The 14555-nt window shown below is 37.9% G+C and carries 12 protein-coding genes; all 12 read left to right on the top strand.

The annotated features are described in order from the left end of the window. Nucleotides 1–116: 116 nt before the first annotated feature. The 12 genes from BM121_RS06545 to argJ all read left to right on the top strand — a co-directional run bounded on the left by BM121_RS06545 (nucleotide 117) and on the right by argJ (nucleotide 14551). Nucleotides 117–929 carry a glycosyltransferase family 2 protein gene (locus BM121_RS06545; protein WP_091482584.1) on the top strand — a complete coding sequence of 271 codons (813 nt, stop codon included), beginning with the start codon at nucleotides 117–119 and terminating at the stop codon, nucleotides 927–929. Nucleotides 930–940: 11 nt separating this feature from the next. Further along, nucleotides 941–2275 carry an MATE family efflux transporter gene (locus BM121_RS06540; protein WP_091482582.1) on the top strand — a complete coding sequence of 445 codons (1335 nt, stop codon included), beginning with the start codon at nucleotides 941–943 and terminating at the stop codon, nucleotides 2273–2275. 67 nt (nucleotides 2276–2342) lie between these two features. After that, on the top strand, nucleotides 2343–3326 hold the full coding sequence (locus BM121_RS06535) for a Gfo/Idh/MocA family protein (RefSeq protein ID WP_091482581.1): 984 nt from the start codon (nucleotides 2343–2345) through the stop codon (nucleotides 3324–3326). A 60-nt stretch (nucleotides 3327–3386) separates the two neighbouring features. Further along, a complete protein-coding gene (locus tag BM121_RS06530; RefSeq protein WP_091482580.1) occupies nucleotides 3387–4127 on the top strand; it encodes a CAP domain-containing protein in 741 nt (246 codons plus the stop codon). An 826-nt stretch (nucleotides 4128–4953) separates the two neighbouring features. Continuing rightward, nucleotides 4954–5262, top strand: a complete 309-nt coding sequence (locus BM121_RS06525; RefSeq protein ID WP_091482578.1) for a hypothetical protein — start codon at nucleotides 4954–4956, stop codon at nucleotides 5260–5262. A gap of 294 nt (nucleotides 5263–5556) precedes the next feature. Further along, a complete protein-coding gene (locus tag BM121_RS06520; RefSeq protein WP_091482577.1) occupies nucleotides 5557–6369 on the top strand; it encodes a transporter substrate-binding domain-containing protein in 813 nt (270 codons plus the stop codon). A 183-nt stretch (nucleotides 6370–6552) separates the two neighbouring features. Continuing rightward, entirely contained in the window at nucleotides 6553–7209 is a 657-nt protein-coding gene (locus tag BM121_RS06515; RefSeq protein ID WP_091482576.1) for an amino acid ABC transporter permease, read from the top strand. Next, on the top strand, nucleotides 7206–7928 hold the full coding sequence (locus BM121_RS06510) for an amino acid ABC transporter ATP-binding protein (protein WP_091482574.1): 723 nt from the start codon (nucleotides 7206–7208) through the stop codon (nucleotides 7926–7928). The genes BM121_RS06515 and BM121_RS06510 overlap by 4 nt, the downstream gene beginning before the upstream one ends. A gap of 744 nt (nucleotides 7929–8672) precedes the next feature. After that, the gene (locus BM121_RS06505; RefSeq protein ID WP_091482573.1) at nucleotides 8673–9590 is read left to right on the top strand and encodes a fumarylacetoacetate hydrolase family protein; all 918 of its coding nucleotides are present in this window, start codon (nucleotides 8673–8675) and stop codon (nucleotides 9588–9590) included. A 314-nt stretch (nucleotides 9591–9904) separates the two neighbouring features. Then, entirely contained in the window at nucleotides 9905–11500 is a 1596-nt protein-coding gene (locus BM121_RS06500; RefSeq protein ID WP_091482571.1) for a xylulokinase, read from the top strand. Between the two features lie 773 nt (nucleotides 11501–12273). Continuing rightward, nucleotides 12274–13311, top strand: a complete 1038-nt coding sequence (argC, locus tag BM121_RS06495) for an N-acetyl-gamma-glutamyl-phosphate reductase (RefSeq protein ID WP_091482569.1) — start codon at nucleotides 12274–12276, stop codon at nucleotides 13309–13311. Between the two features lie 16 nt (nucleotides 13312–13327). Next, a complete protein-coding gene (argJ, locus tag BM121_RS06490) occupies nucleotides 13328–14551 on the top strand; it encodes a bifunctional ornithine acetyltransferase/N-acetylglutamate synthase (RefSeq protein ID WP_091482568.1) in 1224 nt (407 codons plus the stop codon). The last annotated feature ends 4 nt before the right edge of the window (nucleotides 14552–14555 follow it).

Genomic DNA, 14555 nt, shown 5'->3' with positions numbered 1-14555 from the left:
GTAGTAGAGTTATGAAGTAGAGTATGTCTTTACTATATGCCATAATTTTAACTTTGTCATGGCTAATGTCAACAAAGTTTACATACTTTTAAAGAATTTTATTAAGGGGTTTACAAATGTCTAAAGAAAACGTGTCAATTATCATAACAACTTATAATCGTAGGGTAGCACTTGCAGAGTTATTAGCAGCACTTGTCAAGCAATCTTATCAAGAATTTGAAGTGATTATTATTAATGATGCGGGTGAAAAAATCAACGATGTGGCTGAATTATATCCTGAATTAGATACAACCATCATCGATTTACCAGAAAATCGTTATCATGTATATGCAAGAAATAAGGGAATTGAAAAAGCAAATGGAGACTTAATTATGTTAATGGATGATGATGATTTGCCATTACCTACACATTTAGAAACGATGATTGAGCAGATGGGAGGTGCTGATCTCGTATATTCTGATGTGGAAATTGTTAATTATTACGAAACCAGTGAGAAAAGAATGCCAATTGATCATTACTTATTTGCCTATCACTGTGATGTCGAAGCTATGAGAAAGTATTCCACTTATGTACCATCTGGCAGTATTTATCACAAATCAATACATAAGGAAATTGGCCTTTTCGACGAAAATGTCCGTAACTATTGGGATTGGGATTTCTTTCTACGGGTGGCAGAAAAGCATCGGATTAAAAGAGTGCCAGTAGCAAGTGTCCTATATGAGTTTTCAGAGTCAGGAAATAATCAGTCAAAGAAACTTGATAACATGCGTTATTATTTAGACCGGCTTAGTGCTAAACATCAATTAGGAGACTTGCCTACCAAAAATTTTTATTTATTATTAGAAGAACCAGATGTGAAGAGAAGAGAGGCACCAAGTGAACGGATTTGGGATGGCGTGACGATGCCTGAATCAAGACTTGGAAGCTAGGGGGATTTTTCTTGAGTAGACACCGTGATTTCACCAATGGGAATATATGGGTAGATCTGTTTTACTTTTCTTCTCCCATTATGTTGGCCCAGCTCTTGCAGGTCTCTTATCAATTTATTGATAGCTTGTGGGTGGGGAATCTTATTGGAGCAAACGCATTAGGAGCGGTAAATATAGCAGGAACTGTTATTTTTACTGTACTCGCCTTTATTATCGGAATCAATAATACGACGTTAACGGTATTATCCCAACAAAAAGGAAAGGGGAATGAAGAAGGAGTCCAAACCTATGTGAATGCTTTTGTCGTGACACTGTCAGCTTTAGCTATTGTCATGGGTATATTGGGCTTTATTTTCGCCCGACCAATTTTGTTATTGCTAGGAACACCGGACACAATGATGCCAGAAGCAATAGCCTATTTGCGTATTAATGCGATAGGGATTCTCTTCTTAGTAGGTTACAACTTTATCAGCACAGCTTTACGTGCTGTGGGAGACAGTAAAACACCATTACAATTTGTTGCGATTGCGGTTCTGTTAAATATCGGGCTTGATCCGTTGTTTATTTCTGTACTTGACCTCGGTGTACAAGGTGCAGCCGTTGCAACCATTTTATCACAAGGTTTTTCTTTTGTTTATGGTGTTATGTTTGTAATCAAAAAGAAAATTATACCGTTGAAATGGCCGACATTACCATTATGGTCAGAAGTAAAGTTGATTCTTAATCTCGGAATTCCGTCCGGTTTGCAAATGGCTGTTATTTCTGCAGGTGCTGCAGCCATTATGAGTGTTGTTACATCACACGGTGAAGCGGCTGTTGCTGGTTACAGTGCTGCACAGCGTTTAGACAGTCTGTTTTTACTGCCGGCACATGCGCTGGGCGCCACTGTTAATAGTATGGCCGGTCAGAATATTGGTGTGGGCAAATGGGACCGCGTCAAACAAATCGCAACGTACAGTGTGATCTACAATACCGTGATGATGCTTCTATTTGCCGGTTTAATTGTTTTGTTTGCTGAGTTTGGTATCAGCCTATTTATCCAAGAAGAAGCAGCGGTACAGTTTGGTGCCAAATATTTAATAATTATTGCCTTCTTTTATCCATTTCTGGGAATTAATTTCGTCTTGAACGGGATTGTCAGGGCTTCAGGGGCAATGTATCAGATTTTGATATTAAACCTACTTTCCTTTTGGGCGCTTCGTTATCCATTAGCATATCTTTTCTCCGAAAAAATGGGGGAAGATGGCATTGGTTACGGAATTGGTGTAAGCTTTATGTTAAGCAGTGTAATAGCCTTTTTATATTATCGCTTTGGAAAGTGGCGTGACAAACGTATCTTTTCCTAAGGCACCTCCGATACGGGAGGTCACATAAAATGTAACCGTTTAATTTCAGGAGAAGGAGTGAATGTAAATGATTCGAGTTGGATTCATCGGTACTGGCGGATTTACGAAGCATCATGCGGATATTTTACAGGGAATTGAAAATGTGAAAATCGTAGGATTTGTTGGCTCGAGCCAGGAGAAAGCAGAGCATTTTGCTGAAAGGTATTATGAAACAACCGGTTATCAGAATCTAGAATCAATGCTAGCTTATGAACGATTAGATGCCGTGTATATTTGTGTCCCTCCAATGGCTCACGAAAATTATGAAGAAATCCTAATGGAACACAACATCCCCTTTTTAGTAGAGAAACCATTAGGAGTCGATGAAGATAAAGTGCGGCAAGTAAGAAAAAAAGTAATCGAAAAAAATCATCTTACAGCAGTTGGATACCATTTTCGTTATGCTGATACGGTGAAGAGATTTCAGGAGATGCTGAAAGAATCTGATGTAGGTACAGTTTTGGGAAAATGGATGGGTTCTATGCCTGGTGTTTACTGGTGGAAAAACCAAGCGCAATCAGGTGGACAATTTAATGAGCAGACAACCCATATCGTTGATTTAATTCGCTTTTTATTTGGTGAGGTGAAGTCTGTCTATGCACAAGAGAGCAATGCAGTTACTGCAAAAAAAGATCCATCCATAACTGTAGGGGATGTCGGGTTGTTCACGTTAACATTAGAAAATGGTTTGTTAGTCCAAATATCGAATACATCTGTTTTGCCAGGCGGGAGTGGAGATGTGGGTATTGAAGCATATACAGACCAAGGGATTATTGAATGGCAAATGGGTCATATTGAAAAGAAAACGCCTGTTAAATTAGAGAAATATATTGCAAGGCAAAATCCTTATAAAAGGGAAAATGAAGCGTTTCTGCATGCTGTAAAAACCGGTGATCGCTCTAAAATTCTTTCAGATTATGAGGATGGCTGGCATTCCTTTAAAGTCGCATTGGCAGCCCAAAAATCGATTCGTGAAAACAGGGTTATAAACTTAAGTGAATGGGACGAATAAATAAATATGTTTCGTACATAGTAAACCTACAGGTAAAAAAATTCCTTGAGGTGATTATATATGTACAAACATATGGTTTATTTAGTCCTGTTTTTAATGATTGGTTTAATGGTTGGCTGTAATGAGTCTTCATTAGAGCCGGAAGATCAAAACATTGAACCAGAGAATGTTGGTTTTGGTGGAAATCAACAAAATAGAGGAGACGATAACGAAATCCCAGTTAATCCTGGTCGAGAGCAAAATATTTTTGAAGATGCTAACCCAGGTGAGTGGTTTGGTCAGGAAGAGCGCAATAATGGAGAAAATCAGCAACAAACCACACAACAAAAACAGCAGACAACTGAGAATAATCAACAAACAGAGCAACAAAATGAGAATTATGTAGATCAAAATGAAGAGCCCCAATCATTTGACAGAGAATCGTTAGATGGGCTAAGACAAAAAGTGGTCGAGTTAACGAATCAGGCACGTAGTGAAAATGGTGCCGGAACTTTAAAATTCAACCATGAGTTAGGAAATGCAGCACAGAAAAAGTCTGAAGATATGGCAAAGAATAATTATTTTTCTCATACTTCGCCAACATATGGGTCTCATTCTGATATGTTACAACAGTTTGGTATTGACTATTCAAAATCTTCTGAGAATATTGCAGCTGGCCAGAAGTCGGCAGAAGAAGTCGTACAAGCCTGGCTGGATAGTAAAGGGCACCGTAAGAACCTGTTAGACCCTGAGGTTACTCATATTGGTGTCGGCTTTACTTCTGATGGGAACTATTGGACTCAGCTTTTTATTAAGAAATAAACTGAACCAGAAATATTTGATTTGTGAGATAACACGAACATCAAAGTGATGTTCGTGTTTTTTACATGTGCCGGGCATACATTTAAACTATGGGGTTAAAGTCCCGAGCAGGGAAGGCAGTATTAGGACAAGGGTGTTGTTTAGGGTGACCTAAAATCTGGAGGAAGTCGGAGGCAAATTCCTAACCCTGAAAAACACGAACTTCATAGAAGGCGAAGAGGTTGCCTAAAACAAACAATTCATGACGCATTAGCAGATGACAACTATCAATTCACCAGAACATTTAACGCTGCACCATTCTTTGGTGAACGTGCCTAGATGTATTAGGGATTGACATGGACACCCACACAAATCCGGCCATTCCGATCGATACGGTGTGGAGAAGTTCCTATGATGATAAGGTATTCAACCACCAAATGTCTTTGATGTATTACATGTAATCGGACAATACTTGGAATCGGAGAAACTAGGTCGAGAAATCACTGCCTTTGATTACAAAAATGGTGGAGATGTATTAGACGAACAAGATATTGACTTTGACATATTAACTGATATTATATGCAACATATGAGGAAGAAAAAGGCGAAATCGAAGCATGGAATCGATTAGAACTTGCTCGAGAATTATATTACCTTAGTAAATGGATTACAGATCAAGCAGAAAGTGATCCGGATTTCCAAGCACAATTAGACGAATTAGCAAGTTCTAGCAATGAATTAGTGAACGCACATGCATTAACTAATTTCTATCCATTTTTGAACCAGATACAATAAGAGCAATGGTGAGGAGGAAACCCTCCTCACCACTTTTAAAAGGAGGATGGATTATGTTAAAAACTAGTCTTATCTATATTTTATTAAATCTTCTATTATCTCCAGTATATATTTTTTATGGCTTTTTAGGCTTTTTCAGCTTTACCCTATTAGGTGACGATGCCAAACTAACAGACTTACTTCTATCTTTTGTTATTACACTTAGTCCTAATATAATTACTTTTTTAATCATTTACAAATGGGCAAATAAATTCAATTTGAATAGAAAAGTAAATCTTGTATGGTTTATAATCATTACCATTATGTTACTTTGTTTTATCATTTTAAATCCACTAGAATTTGGAGAAGTATGGAATCCTTAAAACGCATGTCAGGTCTTTTAATACTATCTTATCTCCATGTGTGTTCTGTATACTATTAGAATTATCGCTAATGCCCCCTCATAATTTGGAATTCAAATATTTGTTATAAAACATTCATCTTTTTTCTGAAATTTCTAAATCAGTTTAAAATTAATAAGAATGTAACATAATAATTATACAAATATTCAGAATTGTTTTAACTTTAGAATTTCTGACAAAAGTATTGAATTTGCAGACTGAATGCTATATGATAATCGTTATAAAATGTATAAATACAAAACGGAGTGAATATTTATGAATAAATGGATGATAAAAGGATTTGCTGTCTTTTTATTAGCAATTCTTGTAGCGTGTGGTACCGATGACAGCTCAGATCAAGCGGAAGGAACGAATGATTCAGATGATAAACCAACTCTTTCTGTTGTAACAGAGGCTGGATTTATGCCTTTTACGTATTTAGATAAAGGGGAAGTAGTAGGATTTGATATTGATTTATTAGCTGCTATCATGCAAGAAGCAGGTTATGACTATGAATTAGATAATGTAGGCTGGGATGCGATGTTACTTTCCGTAGAGGATGGCGAAGCTGACCTAGCTATTGCGGGGATCACAGTAGATGAAGACCGTAAACAAGAATATGATTTTACTGCACCATATTTTGAATCTACACATAAGGTAGTTTTCCGTGAAGGAGAAGATATTACAAGTGGTGAAGATATTAAGGAATTAAATGTTGGTGTTCAATCAGGGACAACTGGTGCAGCAGCAGTGGAAAAGATTTTAGGGAAAAATCATGAAAATATCTCAAAATATGATTCCAACACGTTAGCATTAATGTCACTTCAATCAGGTGATGTCGATACAGTAGTAACCGACAATGTAGTAGCGGAGGAATATGTTGCCAATAATCCAGATGCTAATGTTGAAATGATTGCAGATCCTGATACGTTTGAATCAGAATTTTACGGAATCATGTTCCCGAAAGGAAGCGAAATTCAGGAAGACATTAATGAAGCTCTTCAAACTGTAATCGATAATGGGACATATGCAGAAATCTATCAAGAATGGTTTGGAGTAGAGCCAAACATAGAAGTGCTAACCCAATAAAACACCAATCAAAAAAGCGTAACGACCCTGTTACGCTTTTCATTTGTGTGAAGGGAAGAAAACGCAAAGTACCTGTTAAGAAACATAGCGACTGAACTGAGTCATTATTTTTACGAAATATAGATATTTCCCGGCGTAACCAGGAAAACTAAAAGCAAAGCAAGTAAGAAAGGAGCCAATAATATGGATTTTAGATTTGATATAATCGTCGAGTACTTCCCATTTTTTATGGAAGGTATGGGTTTAACCATCCTTATGTCAGTAGTCGGTGTCTTAATGGGTTGTATACTCGGCTTTTTTATAGCATTAGGGAAAATGTCGCCGATTCTGATTGTTCGTCTACCATTTATTTGGTATATTAACTTTTTAAGAGGTACCCCTCTACTCGTGCAATTATTTTTATTTCATTATGCTGTTTTACCAACATTACTCGGATCAACCACTCCTGTAATCTCCGTAATGGTGACCTTGTCACTCAACTCCTCAGCATATGTTGCAGAGATATTCCGTGCAGGGTTACAGTCGATTGACAAAGGCCAGGCAGAAGCGGCACATTCATTGGGTATGAATAAATTCCAAGTAATGCGCCATGTTCTCCTGCCACAAGCATTTAAACGTTCGATCCCGCCATTAGGTAATGAATTTATCGTTTTACTGAAAGATTCGTCACTAGGTGCGATGATCGCAGCGCAAGAATTATTATACTGGGGGAGAGCAGCATCCGGACAATACTTAAGGGTATGGGAGCCATACTTAATGGTTGCTTTAGTCTACTTAGTGTTAACCCTTAGCTTAACGTACTTATTAAATTATCTAGAAAGAAGGTTTGATGTAAAATGATTTCTGTCAAACATTTAAAAAAATCCTTTGGCGATTTAGAAGTGCTGAAGGACATTAATGTAGATATCGGTCAAAAAGAAGTTGTCGTTGTAATCGGGCCTTCAGGTTCAGGTAAATCAACATTTCTGCGCTGTCTTAACTTAATTGAATCAATAACAAATGGAACGGTATCAATTGATGGTGTGGAGTTAACAGATAAAAAAGTAGACATCAATAAACTAAGAGCAGAGGTTGGGATGGTATTTCAACAGTTCAACCTTTTTCCGCATAAAACCGTTTTGGAAAACATCACCTTACCAATTGTCACAGTAAAAAAAGAAAGTAAACAAGATGCAGAAAAAAAGGCAAAAGATTTACTTCAAAAGGTTGGTTTATTAGATAAAGCAGATGCATACCCAGAATCGCTTTCAGGTGGTCAAAAGCAACGTGTGGCTATTGCAAGAGCCTTGGGCATGGAACCGAAAGTAATGTTATTTGATGAGCCTACTTCTGCATTAGACCCAGAGATGGTTGGCGAAGTGTTGGGCGTTATGAAGCAGCTAGCTGAAGAAGGAATGACGATGGTAGTTGTTACCCATGAAATGGGCTTTGCAAAAGAGGTAGGAGACTGTGTTATTTTTATGGATGAGGGTTATGTCGTAGAAGAGAAAGAACCAAAACAACTATTCGAAAACCCGCAACATGAACGAACAAAAGCATTTTTAAGTAAAATATTATAATAGCTTCAATATGTATGAACCCGTTTCGATCACTGATGAAACGGGTTTTTGTTTGAAATTATTTAACAATGTACAAAAACCATAAACTGCGTAATAACTCTATAAATGAATTGCTTCCTTCCATTCTGCATTTTGATGGTTGCTGCAATACGCTACGGCAAGATACTGCGTTTTTACCCAAGGGCACAAGTGCGACATCTGCTCAAGCAAGCTTTCACAGTGTCTTCTATGCCACTGGGCACGGCCTTAGCCTCCTCAGAAAACAAAGAACGTTTTCTTGCGGGGTCTTCGGCTCGCGCTGTTCCCGTAGGAGTCTACGTATATTGCCTCCGCTTTGCGTAGTGTTCTGGTTTTAAAAAGAAGTAATACATGGGAATTAGTTTCCGAGTATTTTCACTTTTAAAAAGATAGAATCATGTTATTAGCGGAGGCAGAATACGGAGACTCCTGTGGTAACAGCATGGCTGAAGATCCACTTGGTAAAGTGCTTTTCTTTACCAAGTTAGCTGAAGCCGTGCCCATGGAAAGCGCAGTGTTCTGCCGAAGCGTTTCCCAGCACTCACCATCAAAAAGGTGGAAGAGCAAATCTACGCAATAAGTTGTTGCGCCAGTTTGTATCTACTGCGAATGAGATGGGGGAGACTACTGTGGTACGATATAGGTGACAAACTGAGCAATTGCTTTCTTTCCATCTCTATGCTTGTTCTGTGATAAAATGATCTTAAATCAGAGGAGGGTTATTAAATGAAACTTGTTAATTATCAGTTGAAACATCCATATGCACAAAACAGAATCGGAGTAATAGAAGAAAATAAGATTATTGATTTACATGCTGCACAACAAGAGTTACTCGAACAAAATAAAATTGCTGCAGACAGTCACATCATCCCAGCTGATCCTCATACATTTTATGAACAGGCAAACGTACATATCAAACATGCAGAAGCTCTTCTAGAACAAATCACAAACCATTCCACAGTACACGTTTTTGACCGCGATGAAGTTGTATTAAAAACACCAAGCCCTACGCCATCAAAAATTATTTGTATCGGAACTAATTATGCAGATCATGTGAAGGAGATGGGCAGTGAATTGCCGGAATATCCCGTATTATTCTCTAAATTTAACAATGCCTTAATTGGACCTGAAGCTGACATTCATAAATCAGAAGCTACAGATAAGCTAGATTATGAAGTGGAGTTAACAGTCGTTATTGGTGAAAAGGCATCGAAAGTAGCAAGAGAAGAGGCATTAGAATATGTAGCAGGTTATACTATTGGGAACGATATTTCAGCACGTGACCTACAAAAGCGTACACCGCAATGGTTGCAAGGAAAGTCATTAGATCATACCACGCCAATCGGTCCTTGGTTGGTAACCCCATCTGAATTAGCAGACCCAAGCAATCTGGCAGTCAAATCCTATGTTAATGGTGAATTACGTCAATCCTCTAATACAGAACATTTAATATTTGATATCTCGGATTTAATTAGTTTTATTTCCAATTTAATCACTTTAGATCCAGGAGATATCATTTTAACGGGAACACCTGATGGAGTTGGTTTTGCGATGAATCCACCTAAACTGCTTCAATCCGGGGATATCGTCACGCTAGAGATTGACAAAATCGGCACATTAGAAAACAAAGTGATAGCGAAATAGCGATAAATTCCACCCGTAGATGAACAATCTGCGGGTAGTTTTAACAATGTTAGACCCTAATCATTTTTCAAGCAATACACGTACGTACAAATTCAGATTGACGCTTACGTAGATTTGATGGTATGATGAGTAGAGAAACAATTGACGTTGATTATATGTACAGATAAGTTGAAAGACTTTTTACCCAAAGACAATTGTGGTGTGATGTAGACTAGCTTTTCAGCACATGAATTACAATGAAAGCGCTAATATATTTACTGTGACAGGTTTAACTCTGTATTTACATAATTTTTTTTATATTGGAGGAAAATGATATGAATGATGTGAAAAATGCTATTCAAAATGGAAAGACAGTGCTTGGTATTGAACTCGGGTCAACACGGATTAAAGCAGTTCTTGTCGGAGAAGATCATACAGCGATTGCTTCTGGCAGTCATGATTGGGAAAACAGTTATGTAGACAATATGTGGACTTATAGTATTGATGAAGTTTGGAAGGGGCTACAAGACAGCTACCAGAAAATGGCGAATGACGTAAAACAAAAACATGGCATCACACTGAAAAAAATAGGTGCTATCGGCTTTAGTGCCATGATGCACGGTTATATGGTGTTTGATAAAGACGAACAGCTACTCGTTCCTTTCCGTACTTGGAGGAACAATATTACAGAACAGGCTTCCACAGAACTGACAAAACACTTTACTTATAATATTCCGCAGAGATGGAGTATTGCTCATTTGTATCAAGCTATTTTAAATCAGGAAGACCATATTCATAATATCCAATTTCAAACAACACTTGCCGGTTATGTTCATTGGAAACTGACAGGGAAGAAAGTTCTTGGAGTTGGGGAAGCATCTGGTGTATTTCCTATTGATCTGGATACAAAAAGCTATAATCAAAAAATGATCGATCAGTTCAATGAAATGATTGCACCACAAAATGCACCATGGAAGTTGGAAGATATTTTACCAGAGGTTTTAGTAGCAGGTGAAAATGCAGGAACTCTTACAGAAGAAGGCGTGAAATTATTAGATGTTACAGGTGAATTGGAGGCAGGTATTCCACTATGTCCGCCAGAAGGTGATGCAGGAACAGGAATGGTTGCAACAAACAGTGTAGCAAAGCGCACAGGTAACGTTTCTGCCGGTACTTCTGCATTTGCAATGGTTGTAATGGAAAAGGATTTATCAAAAGTACATCCAGAGATTGACCTAGTGACAACACCTTCAGGTAATCTTGTAGCAATGGCACATTCGAATAATTGTACATCAGACTTGAATGCATGGGTTGGATTATTTGAAGAGTTTACCCAAGCTATCGGTTTTGACGTGGATAAGAATAAGTTGTTCGAAACGTTATTTGAAAAAGCACTACAAGGAGATGCTGATGGTGGTGGATTGCTATCTTACGGCTACCTTTCCGGTGAGCATATGACCCATTTTGAAGAAGGTCGTCCATTATTTACGCGTACTTCTGAAAGTAATTTTAACCTTGCTAATTTCATGCGTACTCATTTATATACTTCATTTGGGGCAATGAAAATCGGGATGGATATTCTAACCAAAGAAGAGGGAGTCAAGCTAAATGAAGTGTTAGGCCACGGTGGCATTTTTAAGACAGAAGGTGTTGCTCAAAGCATTTTAGCATCTGCCTTTAATGTTCCTGTTTCTGTTATGGAAACGGCAGGAGAAGGTGGAGCATGGGGAATCGCACTGCTTGGGTCTTATATGATTAATAAAGAAGACAATGAAACATTGGAAGATTATTTAAGTGGGAAAATCTTTGCAGAGCAAGCGGTTAAGACTGTGTCACCAGATTCTAAAGATGTAGAAGGTTTTGAACAGTTTATGGAACGTTATAAGAATGGACTTACAATTGAAAGAGCAGCGGTAGATAATCTTAGATAAAGTATATGAAGGTAGGGGATGGGATTCTCCTATCTTTTTTTATAAGCAAGGAAAGTATTAAAACGTTTTGGTAACCAATTCTTATTAAAAGGTGAAATAAACAAAGATTTTGTTGAATGGTTATGGAGTTCTTGTGTGCAAGGCAATCGCTACGGCTGGCCACTTCCTTTTCCGAGGGGTTTTCCTCTCAGCTAACTTTTCCAAGCAAAAACCGCTTGAAAAAGTGGATCTTCGAGTAAAACAGTTCCCACTGGAGTAGAAGCGTCCGGCCTTCGCTAGATAGTTGCAGTCGTCATCACTACTTACACGCAATGTCGAGCATTATTTAGCGTAGGAGGCCATTTCGACTCCTGGGTAGATCAGCGTGATCGGAAAATCCACTTTGCAAAGTTAGCTGACGAGCATGCCACCCGGAAAGCGAAATGGACAAGCCGAAGCGGGTGTTATCTATACTATTCATTTCAACCTAATAAACGTATGTGAGCAAAGTAAACGATCAGATATCCCCCTTTTTTGCATGTTCACGATTCTTGTTTTTGTCAGGCATATTTGGATATTTATACAAGTGAATGAATGTTTGTATGTGATAAAATTATACATAAAAATGAATGACTGTTAATATCTATATAATCTAAGCTATTTATGAGGAAAGCAATATTGTTTTAGTTAAAAGAAACAACTTTCTGAATTTTTTATATAAACTTTATTGCATGAAAATGCAAAATGGAGTATAATTATAAACTAATCACACACGGAAATTAGGGGGAAATATTGTGGATGTAGCAATCATAGGTGGAACGGGTTATGGAGCGGTGGAATTACTACGATTTTTGCATAACCATCCACATGTTGAAGTGAAAAAAGTTATATCACATTCAAATAGTGGAACAGATTTAGCCGAAGTATATCCACATGTTGTGGATATTATCGATATGGAAATGGCAGAATTGGATGTTGATACGCTTGCAGAAGAGGTTGAGCTAGTCTTTTTTGCTACACCTTCTAACGTGAGCAAAAATGTCATTCCAGCATTAGTGGATAAAGGAGTGCGATGCATTGATTTATCAGGAGACTTCCGTTTGCGAGATGGGGAGAAATACCAAGCGTATTACGGAGAGGAAATCGCGCCTCGGGAATATATTGAAAAAGCAGTGTATGGATTACCCGAGATTAATAAACAAGCAATCAAACAAACTAGCATTCTAGCAAATCCAGGCTGTTATCCAACTGCAACGACTTTGGGATTAATGCCAGCCTTTGATAAAGATTTGGTTGACCGGTCATCGGTCATCATAGATGCAAAAACTGGTGTATCCGGAGCTGGACGAAGCTTATCACTGAATGTTCATTTTTCAGAAATGAATGAAAACTTCAAAGCTTATAATATTGGGGTCCATAAGCATATTCCTGAAATAGAGCAAATATTAACAGATCGAGCAAATAAAGATATTCAAGTGATCTTTACTCCACACATTGTGCCAATGACAAGAGGAATCATGAGTACAATATATGTTGATATGAAAGACAATTATTCTACAAAACAGTTGATTGATACCTATCAAACTTACTACCAAGATCATCCTTTTGTACGTGTACGGAAAGAAGGGGTGCTCCCTTCAACAAGAGAGGTCTATGGCAGTAATTATTGTGACATCGGATTATATGCAGATGAAAGGACAGGAAAACTTATCATTGTTTCTGTCATTGATAATTTAGTAAAAGGAGCATCTGGTCAAGCAATTCAAAATATGAATATAATGTACGGCTGGGAAGAAAAAACAGGCTTAGATCAGTTACCTATTTATCCTTAAGGAGTGAAAAGCAGACATGGGAGATCATCAAGAACATTTTAAAATAATTAAAAATGGAAATATCGCCTCTGCAAAAGGCTTTCAAGCCGGAGGTTTACATTGTGGACTACGTAAAAAGAAAACAGATTTAGGTTGGGTATATTCTGAAGTACCAGCACAGGCGGCAGGAGTTTATACGATGAATGTCTTTCAAGCTGCCCCGCTTAAAGTAACAAAGGAAAGTATCGCAAAGGAAAACCAATTACAAGCAATTATTGTCAATTCAGCCATTGCGAATGCTTGTACAGGTGAACAAGGATTGCAAGATGCTTATGATATGCGTAAACAATTTGCCGAAACAGTAGGAGTAGAAGAACATCTTGCGGCAGTGGCATCAACCGGTCTGATTGGTGAATTATTACCTATGGGAACACTGCAAAAAGGAATTAGCCAAATCCCTGAAAATAATCAAGTTGGCGCTGAAAAATTTGAAACAGCTATTCTAACAACAGATACAAAGGAAAAGGGAATTGCGATTGAACTAGAAATAGATGGTCAAACAGTAACAATCGGTGGAGCTGCCAAAGGTTCTGGTATGATCCATCCGAATATGGCAACAATGCTAGGTTTTGTTACTACCGATGCAAATATATCTTCTTCTCATTTATCAGATACATTAAAAGCGATTACGAATCAATCGTTCAACATGATTACTGTTGATGGAGATACAAGTACAAATGACATGGTTTTAGTATTAGCAAATGGAAAAGCAGAAAATGAAGCATTAACATCAGAACATAAAGAGTGGCAAAAGTTTTACCAAGCTTTAAAATTTGTATGTGAATACTTAGCGAAAGAAATTGCGCGTGATGGAGAAGGTGCTACCCGATTAGTGGAAGTACAAGTAGACGGTGCGTTTACAGATGAATCAGCTACAGCAATTGCTAAATCAATTATTTCGTCCAATCTCGTAAAAACAGCGATTCATGGAGCAGATGCTAACTGGGGGCGTATTATTACAGCGATCGGTTATAGTGGTGAGTCTTTAGATCCAGATAAAGTGAGCATTTATTTAGGTGATATTTTAGTAGTAGAAAACGGTGTGCCCCATCCATTTGATGAGGAAGCGGCAAAACAGTACTTATTGAAAGATGAAGTAATGATTCTTGTAAAGTTAGGCGATGCCAACGGGAAGGCAACCGCATGGGGCTGTGACCTATCTTATGAATATGTCAGAATAAACGCTTCTTATCGTACGTAAGGAG

It is taken from the genome of Gracilibacillus orientalis, from assembly GCF_900114645.1.
GTDB classification, from domain to species: domain Bacteria; phylum Bacillota; class Bacilli; order Bacillales; family Amphibacillaceae; genus Gracilibacillus; species Gracilibacillus orientalis.
The sequence above is the reverse complement of the archived record's forward strand: the minus strand, read 5'-3'. Positions and strand labels throughout refer to the sequence as shown.